The sequence below is a fragment of the Streptococcus sp. 1032 genome (assembly GCF_013277015.1).
Classification (GTDB): domain Bacteria; phylum Bacillota; class Bacilli; order Lactobacillales; family Streptococcaceae; genus Streptococcus.
The window spans coordinates 43,463-67,818 of record NZ_VMMD01000018.1 but is presented as its reverse complement, the minus strand read 5'-3'; the positions used below and the strand labels follow the sequence as shown (position 1 = coordinate 67,818).

The window sequence follows — 24,356 nt, the reverse complement described above, 5'->3', positions numbered from 1 at the left end:
TCCAATTTATTGGGGCTTTGCCCCTTATTTTAACAAATGTTTATTTTTTAGTTTCAAATATCGTTGTTTTGGAGCGATAAAGAAGCTAATGAGAAAGAAACTAGCAGCTGTGAGCACGATACTAGAACCTGCCGCAACATTAAAACTATAGCCAATAAAGAGTCCCAAAACTGAAGCAGTAGCTCCAAAGGTTGAGGAAAGGAAAATCATGCTTTTCAGGCTATTAGCATACAGATAAGCAGTCGCGGCTGGGGTAATCAGCATGGCTACAATCAGGATAGTTCCGACACTTTGCATGGCTGTCACAGACACGAGAGTCAAGAGTACCATGAGAAGGTAGTGATAGAAATTGACAGGCATTCCCATGGCTTTAGCCAAGAGTTCATCAAAGGATGTTATCAAGAGTTGCTTGAAGAAAATCCAGATTAACAAGAGAATGACTGCTCCCACACCCATAGTAATAAACATATCCGTATCTTGGACGGCTAGGATATTACCAAAAAGGATATGGAAAAGGTCAGTTGAACTTTTAGCGACACTAATCAAGATGATACCGAGGGCTAAGAAAGAAGAAAAGGTAATGCCGATGGCGGTATCGCTTTTGATAATCGAGTTTCCCTTGATGTAGGTAATGATGATGGCAGCTAGCAGTCCAAAGACAATGGCTCCGATAAAGAAGTCAAGGCCCAAGATGAAGGAGAGGGCTACACCTGGTAAGACAGCATGTGAAATGGCATCTCCCATGAGTGACATCCCGCGTAGAATGATGAAACATCCTACAGCTCCAGCTACGACCCCTACGACAATGGCTGTTATCAAGGCATTTTGTAAGAAATGGAATTTTTGCAATCCATCGATAAATTCTGCAATCATAGGTCACCTCCATTGAAAAAGAGTCGATTACCGTAAGCTTCTTTGAGATTGGCTTCGGTAAAGGTTTCTTTGGTTGGACCAAAGGCAATCACTTCTCGATTGACAAGCAAGACTTGATCGAAGTAGTGGGGAACCTTGCTGAGGTCGTGGTGGACGATGAGAACCGTCTTCCCAGCTTTTTTCAGATCTCTCAGCGTATTCATGATGATTTCCTCACTGACAGAGTCAATCCCAACAAAGGGTTCATCCAAGAGGATATAGTCGGCTTCCTGTACCAAACATCTGGCAATCAAGACCCGCTGGAATTGACCTCCAGACAGTTGACTGATTTGCCGTTCAGCGTAGTCAGCTAGACCGACGATTTCAAGGGCTTCTTTCACTTTCTTCCAATGTTTAGCCTTTAAACTTCGAAAGAGAGGGATAGAGGGAAAGAGTCCTAACGAGACGCATTCCTTGACCTTGATGGGAAAGTTGTAGTCGATATTGATTTTTTGTTCGACATAGGCAATTCGGTGTAAGGATTTTTTAACTTCCTTGTTATCGAGAAATGCCTGACCTTGATGTGGGATAATTCCCAGCATCCCTTTTAATAATGTTGATTTTCCAGCACCGTTTGGGCCAATGATACCTGTAATTGTCGGTCCATGGAGCACTAGTGAAATATCCTTAAGTGCCAACGTTTCTTTGTAGGAGACACTGAGGTTTTCGATACGTATCATAAACTTATATTCCTCCTGTCTCTTAATATACATTAAAAAAAAAATTAAGTCAAGTTAATTTTTGAAAAAATTAAAATAATAACTGAAAAACAATGGGAAACATCCGTTCATTTTTAATTGCATTCCCAAGCAATTTTTGTTAAGCTAAAAACAAGTACAAATGAAAGCGAGAACAAGATGACACGTTATCAAGATGATTTTTATGATGCTATCAATGGGGAATGGCAACAGACAGCTGAAATTCCAGCAGATAAGTCTCAAACAGGTGGTTTTGTTGATTTAGACCAGGAAATTGAAGACCTGATGCTGGCGACAACAGACAAGTGGTTGGCAGATGAAGAGGTGCCTGAGGATGCTATTTTAGCAAACTTTGTCAAATACCACCGCCTAGTTCGTGATTTTGACAAGAGAGAAGCTGACGGTATCAAACCTGTCTTACCACTCCTTAAAGAATTCCAAGAATTGGAGACTTTTGCAGATTTTACAGCTAAACTAGCAGAGTTTGAGCTTGCAGGAAAACCAAACTTCCTTCCTTTTGGTGTATCGCCAGACTTTATGGATGCCAGAATCAACGTTTTATGGGCTAGCGCTCCAAGCACGATCCTGCCAGATACGACCTACTATGCAGAAGACCATCCTCAGCGCGAAGAACTCTTGACTCTTTGGAAAGAAACCAGTGCAAATCTCCTCAAGGCTTATGATTTCTCTGATGAAGAAATTGAAGACTTGCTAGAGAAAAGACTAGAATTGGACCGCCGAGTTGCAGCAGTGGTGCTCTCTAATGAAGAAAGTTCAGAATATGCCAAACTCTACCATCCATATGCTTATGAAGATTTCAAGAAATTCGCGCCTGCCTTACCTCTGGATGACTTCTTCCAAGCCGTTCTTGGACAAGTACCAGACAAGGTTATTGTAGACGAGGAACGTTTCTGGCAAGCAGCAGACCAATTCTACAGTGAAGAGGCCTGGCCTCTCCTTAAAGCAACCTTGATTTTGAGTGTTGTTAATCTTTCAACCAGCTATTTAACAGAAGAAATCCGTGTCTTGTCAGGTGCCTATAGCCGTGCGCTTTCAGGAGTTCCAGAAGCTAAAGACAAGGTCAAGGCAGCTTATCAACTAGCACAAGGTCCTTTCAAACAAGCCTTGGGTCTTTGGTATGCCCATGAAAAATTCTCTCCAGAAGCTAAGGCAGACGTAGAGAAAAAAGTAGCAACTATGATTGATGTCTATAAGGAACGCTTGGCTAAAAATGACTGGCTGACTCCTGAAACTCGTGACAAGGCCATCGTCAAACTCAATGTCATCAAGCCTTATATCGGTTACCCAGAAGAATTGCCAGCACGCTACAAAGACAAGGTAGTGGATGAGACTGCTAGTCTTTTTGACAATGCTCTAGCCTTTGCGCGTGTGGAAATTAAGCACAGTTGGAGCAAATGGAATCAGCCTGTAGACTATAAGGAGTGGGGCATGCCTGCTCATATGGTCAATGCCTACTACAATCCACAGAAGAATCTGATTGTCTTTCCAGCAGCTATTTTACAGGCACCTTTCTATGATTTGCATCAGTCATCTTCTGCTAACTACGGGGGTATCGGGGCGGTTATTGCCCATGAAATTTCTCACGCCTTTGATACCAACGGAGCTTCCTTTGATGAAAATGGTAGTCTCAAAGATTGGTGGACTGAGAGTGACTATGCTGCCTTCAAGGAGAAAACACAAAAAGTCATTGACCAATTTGATGGACAGAATTCTTATGGTGCAACTATCAACGGTAAATTGACTGTGTCAGAAAACGTGGCTGACTTGGGAGGAATCGCTGCAGCGCTTGAAGCAGCTAAAAGAGAACCAGACTTCTCAGCAGAAGAATTCTTCTACAACTTCGGTCGCATCTGGCGCATGAAAGGTCGTCCAGAATTTATGAAACTTTTGGCCAGCGTTGATGTACACGCACCAGCCAAACTCCGTGTCAATGTGCAAGTACCAAACTTCGATGATTTCTTTACAACCTATGATGTCAAAGAAGGCGACGGTATGTGGCGTTCACCAGAAGAGCGCGTGATTATTTGGTAATGTAAAAAATCTAGTCATCAGAAAAAAAGGCATCCAATCAGGTGTGAAAACCTTGATAGGATGCCTTTTATAATGGAAAGATTTGCTGGATAGTTTACTTAAATTGCGATATACATTATCATCATCTTGCTAGAAAAAAGGATTGAAGGTCTTTTCATGGGCGATGGTCGTAGCTGGACCGTGTCCTGGATAGACGTCGTAGTTTGGTAGGGTGAAAAGTTGGGTCTGGATACTATGAAGGAGTTGCTCCATGCTACCAGTCGGAAGATCCGTCCGTCCGATTGTTTCACGGAACAGGGCATCACCTGTCAAGACTAGGTGAGCATCAGGAAAGACTAGGGAAACACCACCGATAGAGTGACCTGGTGTTGGCAAGACAGTGAAACGAAATTCCTCTAGTTGGTATTCTTCGTGAAAGATAAAAGTGTGTTCTGCAGGTTTTGTGACCACATCTGCCATATCATCGTGGCGGGGAAGTCCAGAGAGATTGTCGACAGGAGTGTAGAGCCAGCTGGCTTCGCTCTCTGCGATATAGACAGGAGGATTGCCAAAAGTCTCGCGAACCAAGTCCAGACTCATGATATGGTCATAATGGGCATGGGTCAGGAGAATAGCGCATATAGGTTTATTGATGTTCTTTATTGTCTGACGAATAGCTTCCCAATGGCTGCCAGGATCGACGACGATGAGGTGTTTTTCACCCTCCAGGTAATAGGTGTTTTCATAGGCAACAGGATTCACGGTTTTATGGATTTTCATATTGGCTCCAATCTCAAAGAATGTACTAAATTAAGTATAGCACAGTTAGGGAGAATAGGTAAGGATTTAGAATGAACTTAAAAACCAGCATGACTAGAGGAAGACAGGCTGGTTATCAATTTATCACTATTGGAGAGGTGTCAATTGCCCTTCATAGGTTGCATAAACTCCGTCATTAGCTTGTTTGATAGATGTGATATTTAGAGTGCCACCGTAGTTGGCTTCTCGTTTATCGCTATATTCACTATAAGTTATCCTATTGGGTAGGTTCTGGTCGTTAGCATAGTATTGAACGACTGTTTTTTTATAGCTTTGCTGGCTGAATAGAAACAGGCAGCTAACTCCTAACACTAGGAGAGCAAAGATAGAAATAGCAGTTTTTTTCATAGGTGTTCTCCTTATAAACTAAAGGATAAAAGAAAGCATCTTGAGGATTTTAATTCCAAAATCCAGTCAAGGTACCAGTGTATGTGACACGAGTCCCACCGTTTGATCTTCGTACACTGTCTATTTCAAGTGTTCCTTTGAAGGTTGAATGGAAACTATCATTATATTCTGAATAGTAGATAGTTGGTGGGATGTAACCATCATCGTTATAGTATTTTGTTACTGTTTTACTATAACGATGAGAATATATACGCTCATAACGAGGACCTTCAAAGTTATTTGTTGTACTAGTTTCAGCAGCAGTGATTGGAACGGTAATAGATAGAGCAGTAGCTCCTAATAGTGTTAGTACAGTTTTTTTCATAGAATACTCCTTTGTAAAACGACGTCATTCAACTATATTGACTTGAATGAAAAGGTGATAAGGATAGGGAGTTAAATTATATTTAGGTTACAATATGGTTTCCGTTCTTCTATCTCTCCTTCTATCACCTAAATAGAAAATCTAACTGTACAATGTATTATAAAAAAATATTTCAGAATTGTCAAGCAATTCTGAAATATTTTTTTCCTATTCTGTTCCAATCTAGTTTTCATATTCTTAAAAAAGTGATAAAATGGTAGGAAGAATTGGAGAGTAGAGATGCCAAAAGAAGTGAATTTAACAGGCGAAGAAGTTGTCGCCTTAACCAAAGAATATTTAACAGAAGAGGATGTCCATTTTGTCCATAAGGCCTTGGTCTATGCGGTGGAATGCCATAGTGGTCAATATCGCAAATCAGGTGAGCCTTATATCATTCATCCTATCCAAGTGGCAGGTATTTTAGCCAAACTCAAACTAGATGCTGTAACAGTAGCTTGTGGTTTCTTGCATGATGTGGTAGAAGATACTGATGCGACCTTGGACGATTTGGAAAGAGAGTTTGGTCCTGATGTGCGGGTAATCGTCGATGGGGTTACCAAGCTTGGTAAGGTCGAGTACAAATCTATCGAGGAGCAATTAGCGGAAAATCATCGTAAGATGCTCATGGCCATGTCTGAGGACATCCGTGTTATCTTGGTCAAACTGTCTGACCGCTTGCACAATATGCGGACCCTGAAACATCTTCGAAAAGACAAGCAGGAGCGCATTTCCAAAGAAACCATGGAAATCTATGCTCCACTTGCCCATCGTTTGGGAATTTCCAGTGTCAAATGGGAGTTGGAAGACCTATCTTTCCGTTATCTCAATCCAACGGAGTTTTACAAGATTACCCATATGATGAAGGAAAAGCGCAGGGAGCGTGAAGCCTTGGTGGATGAGGTGGTCACAAAATTAGAGGAATATACGACAGATCGTCACCTAAAAGGGAAAATCTATGGTCGTCCCAAGCATATTTACTCGATTTTCCGCAAAATGCAGGATAAGAGAAAACGGTTTGAGGAAATCTATGACCTGATTGCCATTCGTTGTATTTTGGATACCCAAAGTGATGTTTATGCCATGCTTGGTTATGTGCATGAGCTTTGGAAACCCATGCCTGGTCGTTTCAAAGACTATATTGCTAACCGCAAGGCCAATGGTTACCAGTCTATCCATACGACAGTTTATGGGCCAAAAGGGCCCATTGAGTTCCAGATTCGAACTAAAGCCATGCACGAGGTTGCTGAGTACGGGGTTGCGGCTCACTGGGCTTATAAGAAAGGCGTTAAGGGGCAGGTTAACAGCAAGGAATCGGCTATTGGGATGAACTGGATCAAGGAGATGATGGAGCTTCAAGATCAAGCTGATGATGCCAAGGAATTTGTGGACTCTGTTAAGGAAAACTATCTGGCTGAGGAGATTTACGTCTTTACACCAGATGGAGCTGTCCGTTCTCTTCCCAAAGATTCAGGACCGATTGACTTTGCCTACGAAATTCATACCAAAGTCGGTGAAAAAGCGACGGGTGCCAAGGTCAATGGCCGTATGGTTCCACTGACAACCAAGCTCAAGACAGGGGATCAGGTTGAAATTGTCACCAACCCTAACTCCTTTGGACCGAGCCGTGATTGGCTCAATATGGTCAAGACCAGCAAGGCTCGTAACAAGATTCGTCAGTTCTTTAAAAATCAAGATAAGGAATTGTCTGTCAACAAGGGTCGTGAAATGCTGATGGCTCAGTTCCAAGAAAATGGCTATGTGGCCAATAAATTCATGGACAAGCGCCACATGGACCAAGTTCTACAAAAGACTAGCTACAAGACAGAAGAATCCCTCTTTGCGGCCATCGGTTTTGGAGAAATCGGTGCTATTACCGTCTTTAACCGTCTGACTGAAAAGGAACGCCGTGAAGAAGAGCGTGCCAAGGCTAAGGCGGAAGCAGAAGAACTTGTCAAAGGTGGCGAGATCAAGGTTGAAAACAAAGAAACCCTCAAGGTCAAGCATGAGGGTGGTGTGGTCATTGAAGGAGCCTCTGGTCTCCTAGTGCGGATTGCCAAGTGTTGTAATCCTGTTCCGGGTGACGATATTGTTGGCTACATTACCAAGGGGCGTGGTGTGGCTATTCACCGTGTGGACTGTATGAACCTGCGTGCCCAAGAAAACTATGAGCAACGTCTCCTTGATGTGGAATGGGAAGACCAGTACTCTAGCTCAAATAAGGAGTATATGGCCCATATCGATATTTACGGCCTCAACCGTACAGGATTATTGAACGATGTACTGCAAGTTCTTTCAAACACAACCAAGAATATTTCAACGGTCAACGCCCAACCAACCAAGGATATGAAATTTGCTAATATCCATGTGTCCTTCGGCATTGCCAACCTCTCTACACTGACTACTGTCGTAGATAAGATTAAGAGTGTGCCAGAAGTCTATTCTGTCAAACGGACTAACGGTTAATTGCCCTAGCTCTTACTAGAAAGGCTATTATGAAAATCATTATCCAACGGGTTACAAAAGCCCAAGTAAGTATCGAAGGTCAGGTGCAGGGGAAAATCAACCAAGGCCTCTTATTGCTGGTTGGTGTTGGACCAGAGGACCAAGAGGAAGATTTGGACTATGCTGTGAGAAAGCTTGTCAATATGCGGATTTTTTCAGACGCAGAAGGCAAGATGAACCTGTCTGTCAAAGATATTGAAGGAGAACTCCTTTCTATTTCTCAGTTTACCCTCTTTGCGGATACTAAGAAAGGCAATCGTCCAGCCTTTACAGGTGCAGCCAAGCCTGATATGGCATCAGACTTCTATGACGCTTTCAATCAAAAATTAGCGCAAGAAGTACCCGTTCAGACAGGTATCTTTGGAGCGGATATGCAAGTTGAGCTGGTCAATGACGGACCAGTTACCATTATCCTAGATACTAAAAATAGATAAGAAAGACCAAGCCCAGTCGGCTTGGTTTTTCTCATCTATCATAAAATACTCCAAAATGAAATCGTTTCTTGATAGGCTTTTGGGAAGTCTCTTTTCAGTCTTTGGCTTATGCGATAGGAAGAGATGAGATGTCCTAGGATTAGGAGAGTTCCCTGAAGGAGAAGTGGCACACCACTCAAACATATCAAGGAGAGAATCATCAGGCTATCCCATAGAAGGATTTGTAAGGCAAAATGCCAGAATTTTGGTCTAATCTGGGAATAGAGGTGACTAAAGTGGTCACAAAGCTGGTTTGAAAGATAGGCCAATAGCACAGGGTGAAAGAAAATGAGCCAACCACTATAAATTAAAATCCAATCCCAAGTGAGCCCCTCTTTAAATGTCAAAAATGCCAGCATAATTCCATCGATGGCAAGGAGCTCAATGGTTTTGATGAAGATGATTTTTTTCATGCTAAAACCTCCTTTTTTCATCTGTTAGTGACGTAATATTGAATATAATTATTATACAATATTTAGTTGGAGTGTGAAAGCGTTTACTATCTTTTTTCTTTGAAACAAAGTATAAATTTCTAATTATCTTTTTATATTTTCTTAAATGCTCGTAAAGCCTTATTCTATGTGCTTTCGAGTATTTTTACTGTAGGAAGATACTTCACGTTTCTTTGCATATTTCCTCATGTCTTAGCTGTCAGAAGTGGTAAATAAGTAGTAAATTCATTTGTACTACTAAGCAACAAGACGCTCCTGTTGCTTCTCTTTATTCAAGCGTTTCATTTCTGCCATTGCAGAATCGAATGTTGCATGTGCGTAATAGTTCAGCGTCATGGCTATATTAGCATGTCCCATAATGTACTGTAATGCCTTTGGATTCATTCCTGCATTTGCATAGTTGGTACAGAATGTATGTCGCAAACTATGTGGAGTGATGTGTGGCAATTTATCCTCGTTATACTTATTGTATTTCTTAACAAGACCTTTCATCATGCCGTTGTAATCACTTGCCACTTTTGGATAGTTCTTTCTATTAAGAAAGAGGAAATCACTATATCCATCAATCTCAACACGCTTATCATTCTTTCGATTCGCTAACACTCGCTTAAATGCTTGATAGGCTTCTTCAACCATAGGAACTTGACGTTCGCCACTTTTGGTCTTTGGTGTTTCAATGTAGTACCCAATTTCAGTATCTCTCAATAGCTGATGGTCTATATTGACAAGACGATTCTCAAAATCTAAATCTGGAAGTGTCAAACCACCAAACTCTGAAATACGAAGACCTGTTTTTAAGAGTATCAGAATTTCATCATAATTTTTGCTGTAGGTTTTATCAGCTTTTGCAAAGGCTAACAGTTTTTCTTCCTGTTCTTCTGTTAGTACGGTCTTAGGGACAGTATCATCATCAAGAACTGCTTTCAGTTGAAAGTCAAATGGATTCTTCCGAACACAATCATCTTGTATAGCAATATAGAATGAAGCCTTTAAAGAACGTTTGTAGTTATTGATGGTTTGATAAGCATAACCATTTTCACTCATTCTAATAGCCCATTCTTTAGCGTCTGATGGCTTAATACTGTCAATACTTCTTACACCTAACTTGTCTTTCTTCAAAATATCCATAAGATATTTGCGTCCAGTTTCAGTGTTTTTTCTAACCTTTGGTCTTTGAGCGTTCTGTTTTGCGTAAAGCTGGCAGAGTGTCATTTTCTTTCCTACAACATCAATACCATCATGAATGTCTTTCTGTAACTCTGCGATTTTCTCTCTAAGTGAGATACAATCACGCTTTCCTGCTGGTACTAGGTCTGTAGCCACAAGTTTCCACGAGTAAACAAATTGCGGTTCTCCAAATGAATCTATATATTTGTATAAGTATCTTCCGTCTTTTCGTTGGCTCTCTCCAGTCTTTAAGATTCGACCTTTATTGTCACGTCTTTTTTCTGACATGGCATTTGCTCCTTTCCTTTATGGAAAGAGCCTTGATACGACTTAATACTATTTTATCATATACAAGACCCTTTGGCGACGCTAGATTGCGTCCAATGTATCTATAATTTTTTCAAATTGTTTTCGTTTAATCTGAATACGATTGCCATTCATAATCAGCCAATTTGCATTTTTATTTTCCTCTGCCAAGCGTCGTAGCTTGTTTTCGCCAATACGAAAATATTTTGACGCTTCTTCAATGGTTAGGGTATAACGTTCCCAAATAGGAATGTCAGTCTGCTTCATAAAATCCTCCTTTCCAAATCACTTATTTGGATTTCATAAAAGTTGTTTTACCAGCAATCGAACAGCTTTAGCAAAGCTCACGGGAGTTCCACCCCTGCATGGTTCTCATGTAGCCATACTCATTGCCTGCGACGGTTTTATCACGCTCGGACTATTGACTGTATGGGAGTATCATTATCACGATAAGAATGTCGTTGCAGGCAATCCTGCTAAAGATTGCTTCTCGGATCACTAACATGAATCGCTCGCTATCTTTATAAGATAGGTCATGGCGGTTAGTTCCGTTGGCTCTTTTCTTATCGAAACGTATTCGATTACTTTTATTCAGTTTTCAAAGAACAATGGCTCGTTAGCCTATCAAAACACATTGAAAGCTCAATATGCTTTGGTGGAATAACAAACCTCCCTGTTCGGGAAGCGTGGAATGGTTTAGCACGCTTCCACGAAAGGAGAGAGGATATTACTTAATTTCAAATGACAAAATCTTTGTAATCAGTCTGGTTTCCATTCTTCCACGTAAGACTTCATCAACGACCATACTTTGATTGCCATATTCATCTTTCATAAGTCGTAGGGAACGCTTCGTTATGTACCCTCTGTAATGATGTAGAATCTGGTTAATCGCTTCGGTATCGCCATCTGTTGCCTTTACAATGAGAGGAAAGGGAATCATAGGATATTGTGTTTTCATTCTTCAAATTCCTCCATAAACTTTTTAATTAAGGCTAGTCCACTGGTTCTATGCCGATAGACAGTAGAACGGTTCAATTTCAACAGGTCTGCAATTTCTGAATCGCTCATGTCCATAAAGTAAAACAGCAGTAGAATTTCACGTTTCTTGTCTGGCAACTCACGTAATGCTTCACTCAACAAATCATTTTCAACGCCTACTGATAACCCATTGAGTGTAAAAATCTGAAAGTCAGTTGAATAGTTATCTGTTGTCGCAAACTGGCTAACAAGATAATCGCCAACATCCGAAAAGGACACCTCACGCTTTGCAATCCTTGAAAGATAAAGCATATAATTCTTTCGCTCGTCTTCCATAGCACGTTTACAGATATAGTCAAACTGATTTTCTATTGTGGTCTGAAAAGAAGATGGTTTCATGTTTCTCACCCCCTTTCTGTCTAGGAAAGGAAGTGAGCCTTGCTCGTTTATCTCCTTTCACTCTTAGTCCCAATGTGAAAGGGGGATTTGTTGCATTACTGATAAATAAACTTTGTAAAAAAGTTCTGAATAGCCAAAAAAGCATATAAACAGATTTATTTCTCTGTTTACATGCTTCTGATATTCTATCTATATGATTTATAAAACCACATTGGTGGACGTACTTATCTATTGCAGATAGACGACTTTTTTTGACAAGAACCCAATGTAAGGAAATTTATTGTATATGATGTACTTCATGGCGACGTTGACCTCCAACAAACCGCCATTTGGAAGTAATATACAATATTTTAACAGCGTAAATAGCACTACCATATAACGGTTTTTTTTTATTGGCGTTTAGTAGTGCTTTTTATTAAATATAAACCTATAAACCATATAACACGTTTTTCTATACCTGTTTTTAATTCAGTAGGAACAATAAAATGTATAGAGGTGGTCTACTATGCGTAAAAAAGAAGATAAATATGATTTTAGAGCCTTTGGTTTAGCCATTAAAGAAGCTCGATTGAAACGAGGTTTAACTCGTGAACAAGTGGGAGCATTGATTGAAATTGACCCACGGTACTTAACTAATATTGAAAATAAAGGGCAACACCCCAGCATACAAGTTCTTTATGACCTTGTATCGTTACTTCATGTTTCCGTTGATGAATTTTTCTTACCTGGGGTCCCGAGCGCTTAGTGGGAATTTGTATCGATAAGGGGTACAAATTCCCACTAAACCAATGTTTCAAGGCCTATTTATTTTTTATATTCAATTCTCTTAAGTGTTTAGGAATAGATAACAAGTCAAATTTATACTCTCCAAGAAAAGTGATATGCTCCCAATTAATAGGAGATACATGCTTCATATACTTAGTTACTTCGGGATCTATTTTGACGAGATAATTATAAGCTGCTTGTAAGTAGACGGCGTTCCATATACTTATTGCATTTATTAACACATTAAGCGCACTAGCACTTTGAAGTTGTCGGCGAATATCGCGCTCCATAAATTTTCCGCGTCGCCCAAAAAATAGTTCTCTAGCTAAAGCATTAATCGCTTCTGTCTTATTTAGTCCATGAGTGATCCTTCACCGTAGCTCACTATCTGTAATATAATCTATCATAAAAATGCTCTTTTCAATGCGACCTAGTTCTCTCAGTGCAAGAGCTACTCTATTCTTACGTGCGTATGAGCCTAGCTTTCCTAATAGTAAAGAACTAGATACTTTTCCTGTTTGAATCGAATAGGCGATTCGTTTAATTTCATCATAGTTTTCTTCAATAATTTTTACATTGATTTTTCCGCTTATATCTTCTGATAAGTTAGGGTAGTAGGAAGGTGATTTGATAGAAAATAATTGTGATTTTTTTATATTTCTGATGCGAGGTTCAAAATCAAAGCCTAGTAATGCGGTCATTCCAAACACCTGATCAGAATACCCATTTGTATCAGTAAAATGTTCCTCAATATCTAGATCTGTTTCATGATAAAGTAGGCCATCAAGGGTATGAGTAGCTTCCCTTGTATTAGTTGAAGCAACCTCGATATGATGAGTCGTATGCCTATCATTTATTGATCGAATCATTGTAGCTCCTTTTTCCATACTTTTGTAATGTGGATTAACATCGGATTTTAGAGCTGAGACGCCCACTGGGACGCGCATTCCGTCTGAAGCAGTGGTTTTTCCTTCACCCCAAAAGTCTGCAACAGGAAGCTTTAACTGATAATTAACCAAAACAGATTGAGCACGAGTCAGAGCTTCTTTATAAAAGCGCCATTGTTTGGCATTGGCTAACTGAGAATAAGAAATTCCAGGAGTTGATTGGGCCATTTTTTCAAGACCAATATTCATCCCTAAACCCAGCAAAGCAGCAAAAATAATTTTTCTTTCTTGTTCACTCGGCGGTTTCCCTGTAGAATCATGACTAAATTCTTGTGAAAAGTTGGTCCAACTGTCCACCTCAATTAAAAGATCACTAAGCCTTATCTTAGGAATTATTGAATAAAGTTTTTTTCTATATATTTCTGCTTCGCTAGGTGTAACTTTTTCCAACTTTTTAAGGTTTGCTCTTGAAATTCTCTTATCAACTGTCGAATAAAATTGAAGCTGTAAATCTAAAATTATTTCCCGATCCTTTAAATAGTCCTCAAACGTGTCTGGAATAGTTTCTGAATCAATACAAGCAGATAAATCAACTAAGTAATCATCAATATTTCGATGGATCATACTTCCTTCAACTGAAATATCTCCTGATCGAATATTGTTCTTTAGCTCGGTGAAAGCTACTAACTCATAGTAAGACCGATCTATTTTCCCCTCTTCTGGCCGAACAAGGCTTTTCCATTTTTTACTCACAAAATCAGTAGAAGTATCTGCCGGTATTTTTCTTTTACCACTATTGTGTAAATCAGTTAGTTGAGTTAGGGCCATGAGGACTGGATTTGCTGCCGGAGTTGCTTTGAACGAAAGGGTCCTCAATAACATTGGCGTGTATCTTCGGAGGTAATTAGCTTTATTTCGAACCATTTCTAAATAGCCATGATTTTTATTACCTGTAATTTTTTTAGCTTCTTCTCCATCTTGTACTAAATCTTCCCAAGGCATGATTCGTTCAATTTCGTCAAAAGGATTACTATCATTATCTTTTGCAAAGTGAAGAGCATCAATTAAAGAAGCATAATGTTCCAATTTTTTAGTAGCCAATTTTCCTTTTTCTTTTAACTGTTCTTGTGAATCACGTGTCCCTTTGCGTTTAATACTTGCTAAAATGCGGTCATTAATCTCAATCAGTTGATCGATCAGATATTGATGATGATTGACTAAAAAAGCAATAAGTAAAGAGTATCTTTTTTCAAGCTCAAAACGGGAGAAGTCATATGCATCATAATTTTCCCCTAGTCTAGCTAGCTGAAGAAACCTGTTCCGATTAATATGGGAGACATTAATTGTCCCGAGTCCCATGGAAGCAATCACTTCCACTTTTTTACAAATACTCATAAAGCTTTCTGGATTTGCCTTACCTGGAATGTCTTTTAGCCAAGCGAGTTTAGTTATTTTCGTCTCTTCATAAATTTGAAACAAACTCTCTAGTTTTTCAATTTGTATATCTGTTAATGAACAGAGTAATATTGAAAATAAGTTGTTTTCTGCTTTATCTCGACAGCGGCTTATAATGTCTTCAAGTGTAGCTATAGATGGAAAAATAATTCTTTTTCGAGTTAAGAAATCAATTGTTTTTTTCATTAGATAGATAGAGTCATCATTTTCTAAAGCTAGTTCAATTAAATATTCTATTAACTGTTTTTGTGTATTAGCACTACCGAATCGATGATAGTTGAATACTTCTAAGATCTCGTTGAAGTGATTTGCACGTGTATTTCTATGATCATATGAATTTAAATCAATTGCATCAAGATGGAGCTGTCGACTCACATAAGAAGTTAGTCTGGTTGATTTAATCGGCCAATTACTTAAAGAACACCCAGGATACCGGGCCAAACAAAGTTGTATCGCAAATCCTAGTTTATTGACCTTTCCACGGTGTTGATTAATAACCTCCAGATCATAATCAGAAAAACTAAAATACGCTTTAAAATCCTCTTCTGATAAGTGGTCTACAGAAAGAAGTTGTTCACGCTGTGAAGTAGTTAAAATTCTTTTCATAGCCATATCTTAAGCATTCCTTTTATTGAGGTAACGGTAAAAGGTTGTTTTGCTTAATTTAGAGGCATCAAGAATTTGACGAATAGAATACTCTTTGCTGTCATACATTTTTAAAGCTAAATCAATTGATAGCTTACCTTTACTTGGACGGCCCCCTTTTTTTCCTCGGACTCTGGCTGCCTTAAGACCAGAGTTAGTTCGTTCAATAATAATATCCCGTTCCAGTTCTGCTAAACTAGCCATAACTCGGAAAAAGAATCTTCCCATAGACGTTGAAGTATCTACGTTATCTTGAATAGATATAAAATTGACACTAAGTTCTTCAAATAATTCAGAAAGTTCAATCAAATGTTTAGTTGATCGTGAAATTCGATCTAACTTGTAAATGACAACAGAATCTCCTTCACGTAGTAGGTTGATCATTTCTTCTAATTGCGGTCGGTCTTTTTTCGCACCAGTTACTTTTTCTTGAAATAATTTATCAATTCCATAATGAGTAAGTGCATCAATTTGTAAACTAAGATTTTGATCATCCGTACTCACTCGAGCATAGCCAAAAATCATAAAAAAACCTCCTTAATTTTATAATTTAAATGTACCATAACTCATTAAGTATAACTATATAGGAACTATGAAAAAGGAACGGATTTTGGTACTTGATTTACTTAAAAAACATTTAGAAAAAGCAGGAAAATGAAAAGGTACCATAAACGGTCGTTTATGGTACCATTCAAATTTATCCTTATTGTACAAAATAACAGCGAAATTTTTAAATCTATTCCTTATCGATACAAATTCTCCGTAGGCGCTAGGGACCTCTTTAGCTCCTTGGAAGCTGTCAGTAGTATACCTAATAATTTATCTACATTCCCTTTAGTAACGTGTAACTTTCCAAATTTACAAAAGCGACTCATAGAATTATTTCCTCCCGTTAAATAATAGATAACTATTAAAAATAGACAATACTTGCTCATAAGTAACGGTACTTAAATTGTTTACTTTGGCGTGTTTCATTGCTTGATGAAACTGATTTTTAGTAAACAGTTGACGATATTCTCGATTGACCCATTTTGAAACAAAGTACGTATATAGCTTCCAATATTTATCTGGAACATCTGTGGTATGGCGGGTAAGTTTTATTAAGACACTGTTTACTTTTGGTTTAGGATGAAAGCATTCCGCTGGCAGCTTAAGCAATTGCTGAATCGAGACTTGAGTGTGCAAGAGCAACCCTAGTGTTCGGTGAATATCCAAGGTACGCTTGTAGAATCCTTCTTCAACAATCAGATAGATGTCAGACGCATGGCTTTCAAAAACCACTTTTTTAATAATTTGTGTGCTTAAATGGTAAGGAATATTCCCAACAATTTTATACCTCTGTTTGTTAGGGAATTGAAACTGTAGAATATCTTGGTGAATTAAAGTGACACGAATGTTCAGTTTTAATTTTTCTGACGATAAGTTGAATAGATGACTGTCTAATTCAATAGACGTTACCTGTTTACTTATTTTAGCCAGTTTCGTCGTTAAATGCCCTTTACCTGTTCCAATTTCGTAAACGGTATCGGTTTCTTTTAAATTCAATTGTTTTATTATTTGGTTGAGTACTTTTTCACTCGTTAAAAAGTTTTGAGAATATTTTATATTTTTGTTCATGTAATCACTCCTGAAGTGATTACATCTATAAATAAATACAGAAGTTAAACGATTTGTTTGTAATTTTAGTTATCTGTTTAAAAAGTCATAAGATTAGTCACTGGTAGGAATTAATCTAACGTATTTATTTATCTGTGTAATCACTGTTTTTAGTCTGTTTCAAAACAGTAGATGTTTTATCTACATTACGCATTTGGAATACCAACATGACGAATCCCTCCTTCTTAATTACAAATTTTTAGCATCTAATTTAACTTCAATTCCTATTATACAAAATTTTAAGATAATGCACAATCAACACACTCTTAAGTTTGCTTCTAAGTCTTATTTCCATAACTTTAGGGTTAACCATACGCAAGACCAATCACTCTCGGACAATACTCATGATTTTAATGATAAAATCCATGTTAAACCCATAGATAAGAAATACACCTGCAATAACCGTTACCTGTTTGTGCCAATTTAAAAATGCACCACTTTTTTATAATTAAAACGGTTGAAAACTGTACCACTAATAACTCACAATAGAGAGATGTCACCGTCAAGTTAAATGTACAAAATAACAGCGAAATTTTTAAATCTATTTCTTATCGATACAAATTCCTCGTAGGCGCTCGGGACCCCTACCTGCTAATAACTTGGTAAAAAGCACCCGACGATTACAGATAGAGAAATACATGGATAGCTTTACAGACAAAGAACTATCCTTAATGGAATCTTTAGCCAGCGGTATCAACGAAGCAAGAAACATCGAAGACTAATTAAAAGAATCCATACATAACAGAAAGAGTCGATAAGATGAGATTTTGATTTCTCAAATTATCGGCTCTGCGTCTTTGCGTCTGGCTCTGTAATCACAGTTACTTTGAACTGCTTTATTTCAATTAAATTTTCCTGTCTACATTTAGGACAATAGAGAGGAAAGTTCTTCAATTCAGTATCTTCCCTTATTTTCAAACGTGTTTTATTTCCACAGATGGGACACAGTACCCACTCACAGTTTATAATAATTATCTCCTCCTTTACATTTAATTTAAATCTGTATTAAAGAATATTTCATCTCGTTTAACAAGAAGCCACATTTATATAACAATATAAAATGTGTTAAGTTATTTTATTGAACATATATCGTACTTTATCTATCCGACTATTTGGACGACGGGGCTGGCAAACAGGTTCACCGGTAGTAACATGGTACCCTTTTAACTCTGTTAAACAAACACTACGTCCATTTGTAAAGAAAGTTAAATCACTACGATATTCTTGAATACACCGAGCAGGGATTTCTCCACTAAGAATGACCTCATTATTTTTCAATTGAGTGTCTACGATGTTCGCACAATATTTAGGAGCATCGTTGTATGCTCGTGAAAGATATTCCTGTGGCGCATAAATTTTAAAACTAAGATATGGCGCTAACAATTCTGTTCCAGCTTTTTTTAAGACTTGTTCCAATACAATAGGAGCAAGCATCCGAAAATCTGCTGGGGTACTAACAGGGCTATAGTATAAGCCATACTTAAAACAGATTTTACAGTCCGTCACATTCCAACCATACAATCCTTGTTCACAGCCATAGCGTATCCCCTCCATAACTGCATTTTGAAACGATTGATTTAAGTATCCAAGAGAAACCGAGCTCTCATACTGTACTCCGCTCCCTAATGGAAGCTGTGCTACAGATAGACCAATGGAAGCCCAGAAAGGATTCGGTGGAACTTCGATGTGAATGGTATACTCTGCTTTTTTTAACGGTCTTTCCATATAAATGACTGTAGGCTCTTTTATTTCTATCTCCACATGATACTTTTCTTGCAGCAGAGCACAAGTCACTTCCATTTGTACTTTCCCTAAGAAAGAAAGTATGATTTCATGTGTCGCAGAATCCACATAATATCGCAGAAGCGGGTCACTGTCGGAGATTTCTAAAAGTGCATCAAGTAACATTTCCCTTTGTTGAGGTTTGCTCGGTTCAACAGTCGTTTGCAGCAGAGGGAGGGGATTTTCAATTCTCTCTCTCTGTGGCAATAGCTTTGTATCTCCAAGAACACTATTTAACTTCAAAAACTCATTCTGCAAAATAACAATTTCCCCGGAATAAGCCTTATCAATTTTACATAATTCACCATTTATTGAAGTATACATTTCTGTAATTTTTATTTTTTCCTTTTCCGATATTCTAACCGAATCTCGCAAATGCAGTACGCCACTATAAAGACGTATATATGCAAGACGCTGTCTTTTTTCCGAATACTCAATTTTGAAAACTTTTCCGCAAAGTTCAGACTGACCTCGATGTGTTGATGAATAAAATTTATTCGTAATCACTTCTATAAGGTTATCAATCCCTATATTGTTTTTTGCACTTCCGTGATAAACAGGGAACAGAGAACAATTCTGAAATCTTATGCTTTCCTCTTGTTCGAGTTCCAATGCTTCTAATGATTTACCGGACATATATTTCTCTAAAAGGTCATCGTTTCCCTCTATTACCGTATCCCATTGTTCAGATTCGGTAAAGTTCGTCACACACATATTAGGATACAGTTCTACCTTCTGTTTGATTACAATTTCGGCAGAAAGTTTCTCTTTAATATCCTGATAAACCGTTGATAAATCAATTCCATTTTGGTCAATCTTATTGATAAAAAAGATTGTGGGAATCCCCATTTTCCTAAGTGCATGAAATAATATACGAGTTTGTGCTTGTACGCCATCTTTTGCAGAAATCAGTAGAATTGCCCCATCTAAAACTGATAATGAACGATATACTTCTGCTAAGAAATCCATATGTCCTGGCGTGTCTATGATGTTCACCTTCGTATTTTCCCACTGAAAAGAGGTTATTCCTGTCTGAATTGTAATTCCTCTCTGACGTTCTAAAAGCGTATTATCCGTCCTCGTTGTACCTTTGTCCACGCTTCCTAATTCTGTAATCGCTCCACTGTTATATAATAAGCTTTCTGTTAAGGTAGTTTTTCCTGCATCAACATGAGCTAAAACTCCAATATTAATAATTTTCATGTGATTTTCCTCCATTCAAAAACCCAAAAGGGCATAAAAATCCCAGTGATAAATCACTGGGATTTTTATGCATAACCATAGGCATACAAAGCATACAGATATTCTCCGGATACTTTAGAATCACATGATAAAGGTATTCTTAAACTGGGTACAAAAAACTAAGCCCTCCTAAAAAAGGACATCCAATTATTTGTTCCCACTATCAAATTGACAGTTTATTTAAGAATACCTTGCCGCATATTTATTAACTCCTTTTAAATAGATACTTAAATAATAGCACGTAAGAGCATATTTGTCAAGGAATCTCCAATTTTTTATCAAAGAGAGTACGTGATTACAAAATAGCTGTAATAATGTACCAATATTTGTTATTCTATAATCTTCCAATTACTCCCGTTCTTTTCAAGTACCAAATCAAATTGAGATACCTGCGTTGCTTTGGTCTGCTGGTCGATATACTCCACTGTCAGCGATACCGTGACTTGATTATCCTTACGATTGTGAATAGGATTTACCAGTTCTTGAAAGATGTACTCTTTTCCGATTGGTTTTAATATCCCGTCATTCACATAGTAGGAAAGTTCACTGGCTGTCGCTGTAGGATAGAGCTTGAAGAACGTCGTTAAAAACTCATTGATTTCATTGGTTGTAATGGAATCAACCGTCCCCTCACTTTCAATGGCTTTTGGTTTATAACTTGATTTCTTAGGTATGTTGGTAATGGTCGGATTCTTAACCAGTACCATATTTCCAGAACCATCTACATAGACACTCACTATATAAGCAGAGTGGACGGTCTTTGTATTTTCTCCCTCTGTAATGAGCTGGTCTACACTGTAGGTTACATTAAATTGATTGTCGCCATCTGCTTCTACCGTCCATATCTGAAATCCTTTTACAGAAGACGATACAGGAATATCTTTACGAACTGTATCGACATTCAGAGCTTGAAGTTCCTCTGTCAGATATGCTTTCAGGTTTTCTATGCGATTATCAATGGACTTGTCGTTTAGTTCCCATGAATAGTAGACTTTCGCAAAGTTCTCTACAAAATTTTCCACATGATGAGTATCGACATATTCCTTTTCTATGATGGTGGTTTCATGAATGGTATGGGTATCAATGGCTGTAAAGTGCTTGAATATCGCAAAGCTGAAACTAAGTCCTAAAAGTACCCATAGGACAATCACAACCTTTTTACGAGGATTGACCTTATAGACACGAGGTTTCTTTTCCTTTGGTGTCTGTTTTTCTGTATTCTGATTTTTTCCGAATTTCATCATTGAATCGTCCTTTCTTATTGTTTGATTCGTCCTGCTCCCACTAAATGCTGTTGCCAGTAAGAGCTTGTTAAGTCGGCATAACCGATAGGGTCGCCTGCATGAAACATACGGTTATCGCCTAAATAAATCCCGATATGAGTAATATAAGAGCCAGCGTTATAGGTAGAATGAAAGAAAACCAAATCGCCGGCTTTTGCTTCCAATAATGGGATATGCCGGGTTACATCATATTGCTGTTGTGCTGTTCGTGGTAAGTTGATTCCAGCTTTTCCATACGTCCATTGTGTCAGTCCGCTACAATCAAAAGAAGTAGTCGGGGAAGCTCCGCCATAGACATACTTCCAGCCTTCAAATTTCAGAGCTTCGTCCATGATGGCTTGTACTGTATCATCATTAAACTCTGTTGTGACAAGATACTGCGTTACCAGTTGCACATAAAACATATTCCCGTAATTGTATCGCCAGCCCCCATTGATAGGTATGGCTATGGGATTGGGGTAAGACACTTTTTCGTCACCCGAATACTCTTTTGAGAAACTTTGAGCCAGTTCAAAGGTATATTTATTCCCACGATTAGCCACATATCCTAAGAAACCACCACCATAATTGTAGGACTGGATAACCGATTCTAAATCTACACCAAGCCTTTCGCTACTGGCTAATAACTCACTGAAATACTTCACACCTTGCTTAATGGATTCTTCTGTACTCAATGAATTAGGTGGAAGACCGAGGGATTCCGAGGACTGCATAACATCTTCTGCTGTACCACCCGATTCCACCTGTATAATCGCAAGAAGTATATTGACGTATTCTTCAATTCCATATTCTTTGGCAACTTTTTCTACCATAGGCTTATGAGCCAGCACTTCTGCGGAAACATCCACACCGCCATAGTGAATGTTGGAAAAACCGCCATCTTGTTCATCTGAAAATAAAATGGCGACAAACAGAAGCAGTGAGAAGACCATCAAGAATAATCCAGAACCACCAATCACTAAAGTTTTCAGCTTCATGGTTTCTTACTGCCTTTCTTAATGGTGGCGGTTTTGATTGGTGGTCTACTTTTTGTATTTTGTAGTGGTACTCTTTGAACAGTAGACTGACGTTCTTTTGTGATTGAACGTTGTGAAGCTCTATCTGTTGGTGCAGTTGAAGTTACTGGCTTTTGAACCGTTCTTTCTTGAACTGTATTACTTTGACGTTCCGTTTTTAAACTTGAAGAATCGGACTTAACTGCTGGACGCTCTTGTTTGGCTTGTTGAGATTCCTTATATGAAGTCTGAATATTAGACTGTTTTGAGGTCTGTTCATCATGATATTGTTCTTGTCTTGTAGTCGGTCTTTCATGAACAGAAGAAGCAGGCTGTTTTTTCTGTTTGACCTGTTCCATTTCAGAGCGACGCTTCGCAATGGTTTTTCGCCTTTGTTCCTGCTGTTCCTTGCGTCCACTGGCTCTGTCCGCTTTGGTTTGAGAAATACTACTGGTTAAATCACGGACATTCTCTTTTACTTTGGATTTTCCTTGATATACTGCATATCTTGCATTGGTCGGCAAATCTTTAACCTGTTCTTTCAAACCACTAGCAGTGTCTACCATTCTGTCTTTGGTATCAGCTACTGTACCGATGGTTTGACCGATACGTTTTCCAAGTGTTGATTTTTCCTTTCCGTCTGGTCGGGAGTGATCTGCTTGTGTCCTTGCAGAACTCCCCGAACCCGACTGTCCTTTTTTACCTGTAACAATGGCAGACCCAGCCCCTAGAGTAGTCATGGAACGTCCAAGTTTCCGCTGTAGACGGTGCATGTGAGCGTGCATAAGCATACGAGGTTTTCTCATCACACGACTTCCCACACTTTGAGAATCGTTACTCTGTAGAGAAAACATACTCATTAAATCGCCCAGCTTGAAGTAGATTCCTGCAAAGGTCACAATCTGTAGAAAAGCAATCAAAAAGAACGGATAACCAGCCGATAAGGTATAGAGCATGGTTGAAATACTAAATGCTGTCGTAATAATCAATGTGATTCCAGCTCGTGTCAAAATGGTATTAAAGAGCTTTGTTATGGCTCGTTTTGACATACCATCAAATGATGGAATCATGCTTAAAATAAAGCTCACAGGCAGAAACATAGCATAGATGATAAAAAGTACCTGCGAGAAAATCATGATTCCTGTTAATAGGAATACAAATATGGAAATCCCAATATTGAAGACAAATAGGAAGAAGACTGTACCTAAACGGTTAATGGTCTTTGTAATGGTTAGATTGGTATTGCTTCTGTCTTCAATTTCTTCCGCAACAATTTTTTCTCTGTCTTCGCCATTGTTGGAATCTGGGCTGGTGGAGAGCAGGCTTTCCACACGGTCAATACCGATACTTTCAATGTCTGAACTGTTGTATTGAAGCAGTAGCCACGGTTGCTGAACCTGTATGGAAAACAGGCTATCTCTGATTAAGTCCACGCTGTCCTTGCCTTGACTATCGGAATGGGGCATGACAATCTTCGTGCCAAGTGATAAACTGGCATTACTGATGTCTGATGAAAAGTCATTGATTTTTTTAATGTAGTCGGGAGCGTAGGCAATAAAGGAAGCCGATAGGATAAACACCAGCACAAAATTCATAATGGCATGAATTGCCTTTGTGGTTTCTCTCTTTATCAGTCCCGTATAGGCAACATAAACCCCAAGAACCAAAATCAAGAGTAAGAGGAATCCAACATAGAAACCCTCTGTTGAAAATCCGTTTGCACTCACACCAGCTAAGGTCTGCATATTCTTACCAATGGAATCTGCTGTAGCGGAAATGAAGTCTAAGGAATAGGCTTCCTGTACTAAGTAACCTGTCGCATTGGAAACATACAAACTGATTGTCCAAATAAAATTGGTAATGGCATATAGTCCATACATGACCTGTTTTCCAATCCCGTCCGACCAGTTCCACGGAAGCCAGCCCCAGCTATTATCCACATAAAAATCCAGTTGATAGTTTTCAAGTGGGTATCGGCTGTATTCATTTGCCACATTGACCGTATCATCTACCAAGCCCGCAGCTTGAACCACCGTTCCCAGCATGGCTAAAAGAAAAATGGCAATCACAAGTGTGAAAGCCACTGTCATTGCCACTTTACCTAGACGTTTCAGCGTCCAGTTTGATTTTATTCTGTTTACTATTGATGGTTTCACAT

General features: G+C 38.7%; 22 protein-coding genes and 5 pseudogenes. 6 read left to right on the top strand and 21 right to left on the bottom strand.

Annotation, left to right across the window (positions count from 1 at the left end):
* Nucleotides 1-24: 24 nt before the first annotated feature.
* On the bottom strand, nucleotides 25-873 hold the full coding sequence (locus tag HT711_RS07040) for a metal ABC transporter permease (RefSeq protein ID WP_000559787.1): 849 nt from the start codon (nucleotides 871-873) through the stop codon (nucleotides 25-27).
* Entirely contained in the window at nucleotides 870-1,592 is a 723-nt protein-coding gene (locus HT711_RS07035) for a metal ABC transporter ATP-binding protein (RefSeq protein ID WP_000619152.1), read from the bottom strand. Before HT711_RS07035 ends, HT711_RS07040 begins: the two co-directional genes overlap by 4 nt.
* Nucleotides 1,593-1,769: 177 nt before the next feature.
* On the opposite strand from HT711_RS07035, the gene pepO reads away from it, so the two are divergent.
* Nucleotides 1,770-3,662, top strand: coding sequence for an endopeptidase PepO (gene pepO, locus HT711_RS07030; RefSeq protein ID WP_173234634.1), 1,893 nt, complete (start codon nucleotides 1,770-1,772; stop codon nucleotides 3,660-3,662).
* 129 nt (nucleotides 3,663-3,791) lie between these two features.
* Here pepO and HT711_RS07025 read toward each other — a convergent pair whose 3' ends face one another.
* The 3 genes from HT711_RS07025 to HT711_RS07015 all read right to left on the bottom strand — a co-directional run bounded on the left by HT711_RS07025 (nucleotide 3,792) and on the right by HT711_RS07015 (nucleotide 5,172).
* Nucleotides 3,792-4,421: an MBL fold metallo-hydrolase gene (locus HT711_RS07025; RefSeq protein ID WP_173234636.1), complete on the bottom strand. Its 630-nt coding sequence runs from the start codon at nucleotides 4,419-4,421 to the stop codon at nucleotides 3,792-3,794.
* Nucleotides 4,422-4,547: 126 nt separating this feature from the next.
* Nucleotides 4,548-4,772 (bottom strand): hypothetical protein, encoded by a 225-nt coding sequence (locus tag HT711_RS07020; protein WP_308410031.1) that lies wholly within the window; start codon nucleotides 4,770-4,772, stop codon nucleotides 4,548-4,550.
* 85 nt (nucleotides 4,773-4,857) lie between these two features.
* Nucleotides 4,858-5,172 carry a hypothetical protein gene (locus HT711_RS07015; protein WP_016397434.1) on the bottom strand — a complete coding sequence of 105 codons (315 nt, stop codon included), beginning with the start codon at nucleotides 5,170-5,172 and terminating at the stop codon, nucleotides 4,858-4,860.
* Between the two features lie 279 nt (nucleotides 5,173-5,451).
* Here HT711_RS07015 and HT711_RS07010 point away from each other — a divergent pair, with 279 nt between their 5' ends.
* Nucleotides 5,452-7,674 (top strand): bifunctional (p)ppGpp synthetase/guanosine-3',5'-bis(diphosphate) 3'-pyrophosphohydrolase, encoded by a 2,223-nt coding sequence (locus HT711_RS07010; RefSeq protein ID WP_016397433.1) that lies wholly within the window; start codon nucleotides 5,452-5,454, stop codon nucleotides 7,672-7,674.
* Nucleotides 7,675-7,703: 29 nt separating this feature from the next.
* Nucleotides 7,704-8,147, top strand: coding sequence for a D-aminoacyl-tRNA deacylase (gene dtd, locus HT711_RS07005; RefSeq protein ID WP_016397432.1), 444 nt, complete (start codon nucleotides 7,704-7,706; stop codon nucleotides 8,145-8,147).
* Nucleotides 8,148-8,185: 38 nt separating this feature from the next.
* Here the strand turns inward: dtd and HT711_RS07000 are convergent, their stop codons facing one another.
* The 3 genes from HT711_RS07000 to HT711_RS06990 form a co-directional block, all read right to left on the bottom strand.
* Nucleotides 8,186-8,599 carry a hypothetical protein gene (locus HT711_RS07000; protein ID WP_078465556.1) on the bottom strand — a complete coding sequence of 138 codons (414 nt, stop codon included), beginning with the start codon at nucleotides 8,597-8,599 and terminating at the stop codon, nucleotides 8,186-8,188.
* A 276-nt stretch (nucleotides 8,600-8,875) separates the two neighbouring features.
* Nucleotides 8,876-10,093 (bottom strand): tyrosine-type recombinase/integrase, encoded by a 1,218-nt coding sequence (locus tag HT711_RS06995; protein ID WP_001291557.1) that lies wholly within the window; start codon nucleotides 10,091-10,093, stop codon nucleotides 8,876-8,878.
* 81 nt (nucleotides 10,094-10,174) lie between these two features.
* Complete coding sequence (locus tag HT711_RS06990) at nucleotides 10,175-10,378, bottom strand: excisionase (protein ID WP_000814511.1); 204 nt, start codon at nucleotides 10,376-10,378, stop codon at nucleotides 10,175-10,177.
* Here HT711_RS06990 and HT711_RS11275 point away from each other — a divergent pair.
* Complete coding sequence (locus HT711_RS11275; protein ID WP_001845478.1) at nucleotides 10,362-10,613, top strand: hypothetical protein; 252 nt, start codon at nucleotides 10,362-10,364, stop codon at nucleotides 10,611-10,613. The genes HT711_RS06990 and HT711_RS11275 overlap by 17 nt on opposite strands.
* A gap of 225 nt (nucleotides 10,614-10,838) precedes the next feature.
* Here HT711_RS11275 and HT711_RS06985 read toward each other — a convergent pair whose 3' ends face one another.
* Together HT711_RS06985 and HT711_RS06980 are read right to left on the bottom strand one after the other, a co-directional pair.
* A complete protein-coding gene (locus HT711_RS06985; RefSeq protein WP_000857133.1) occupies nucleotides 10,839-11,069 on the bottom strand; it encodes a helix-turn-helix domain-containing protein in 231 nt (76 codons plus the stop codon).
* On the bottom strand, nucleotides 11,066-11,488 hold the full coding sequence (locus tag HT711_RS06980) for a sigma-70 family RNA polymerase sigma factor (protein ID WP_000804885.1): 423 nt from the start codon (nucleotides 11,486-11,488) through the stop codon (nucleotides 11,066-11,068). The genes HT711_RS06985 and HT711_RS06980 overlap by 4 nt, the downstream gene beginning before the upstream one ends.
* Before the next feature lie 505 nt (nucleotides 11,489-11,993).
* Here HT711_RS06980 and HT711_RS06975 point away from each other — a divergent pair.
* Nucleotides 11,994-12,215 (top strand): annotated as a pseudogene (locus tag HT711_RS06975) (helix-turn-helix transcriptional regulator); the annotation flags it as partial.
* 73 nt (nucleotides 12,216-12,288) lie between these two features.
* Here the strand turns inward: HT711_RS06975 and HT711_RS06970 are convergent.
* The 5 genes and pseudogenes from HT711_RS06970 to HT711_RS11425 form a co-directional block, all read right to left on the bottom strand.
* Nucleotides 12,289-15,207: pseudogene (locus tag HT711_RS06970) on the bottom strand (Tn3 family transposase).
* Nucleotides 15,208-15,210: 3 nt separating this feature from the next.
* Nucleotides 15,211-15,765: a recombinase family protein gene (locus tag HT711_RS06965; RefSeq protein ID WP_000576156.1), complete on the bottom strand. Its 555-nt coding sequence runs from the start codon at nucleotides 15,763-15,765 to the stop codon at nucleotides 15,211-15,213.
* Between the two features lie 354 nt (nucleotides 15,766-16,119).
* A complete protein-coding gene (gene erm(B), locus HT711_RS06960) occupies nucleotides 16,120-16,857 on the bottom strand; it encodes a 23S rRNA (adenine(2058)-N(6))-methyltransferase Erm(B) (RefSeq protein WP_001038790.1) in 738 nt (245 codons plus the stop codon).
* A 124-nt stretch (nucleotides 16,858-16,981) separates the two neighbouring features.
* Entirely contained in the window at nucleotides 16,982-17,065 is an 84-nt protein-coding gene (locus tag HT711_RS06955; protein WP_001865637.1) for a 23S rRNA methyltransferase attenuation leader peptide, read from the bottom strand.
* A gap of 48 nt (nucleotides 17,066-17,113) precedes the next feature.
* A pseudogene (locus HT711_RS11425) lies at nucleotides 17,114-17,197 on the bottom strand (MLS leader peptide); the annotation flags it as partial.
* 283 nt (nucleotides 17,198-17,480) lie between these two features.
* On the opposite strand from HT711_RS11425, the pseudogene HT711_RS06950 reads away from it, so the two are divergent.
* Nucleotides 17,481-17,618 (top strand): annotated as a pseudogene (locus HT711_RS06950) (XRE family transcriptional regulator); the annotation flags it as partial.
* A 58-nt stretch (nucleotides 17,619-17,676) separates the two neighbouring features.
* Here the strand turns inward: HT711_RS06950 and HT711_RS06945 are convergent.
* The 6 genes and pseudogenes from HT711_RS06945 to HT711_RS06920 all read right to left on the bottom strand — a co-directional run bounded on the left by HT711_RS06945 (nucleotide 17,677) and on the right by HT711_RS06920 (nucleotide 24,354).
* A complete protein-coding gene (locus HT711_RS06945) occupies nucleotides 17,677-17,844 on the bottom strand; it encodes a cysteine-rich KTR domain-containing protein (protein ID WP_076640876.1) in 168 nt (55 codons plus the stop codon).
* A 117-nt stretch (nucleotides 17,845-17,961) separates the two neighbouring features.
* Nucleotides 17,962-19,881, bottom strand: a complete 1,920-nt coding sequence (gene tet(M), locus HT711_RS06940; protein WP_173249903.1) for a tetracycline resistance ribosomal protection protein Tet(M) — start codon at nucleotides 19,879-19,881, stop codon at nucleotides 17,962-17,964.
* Between the two features lie 15 nt (nucleotides 19,882-19,896).
* Nucleotides 19,897-20,005: pseudogene (locus tag HT711_RS06935) on the bottom strand (tetracycline resistance determinant leader peptide).
* Between the two features lie 244 nt (nucleotides 20,006-20,249).
* The gene (locus HT711_RS06930; RefSeq protein ID WP_173249902.1) at nucleotides 20,250-21,164 is read right to left on the bottom strand and encodes a conjugal transfer protein; all 915 of its coding nucleotides are present in this window, start codon (nucleotides 21,162-21,164) and stop codon (nucleotides 20,250-20,252) included.
* A 14-nt stretch (nucleotides 21,165-21,178) separates the two neighbouring features.
* Complete coding sequence (locus HT711_RS06925) at nucleotides 21,179-22,180, bottom strand: bifunctional lysozyme/C40 family peptidase (protein ID WP_020224359.1); 1,002 nt, start codon at nucleotides 22,178-22,180, stop codon at nucleotides 21,179-21,181.
* Complete coding sequence (locus HT711_RS06920) at nucleotides 22,177-24,354, bottom strand: YtxH domain-containing protein (RefSeq protein ID WP_173249901.1); 2,178 nt, start codon at nucleotides 24,352-24,354, stop codon at nucleotides 22,177-22,179. The genes HT711_RS06925 and HT711_RS06920 overlap by 4 nt, the downstream gene beginning before the upstream one ends.
* Between the last annotated feature and the right edge of the window lie 2 nt (nucleotides 24,355-24,356).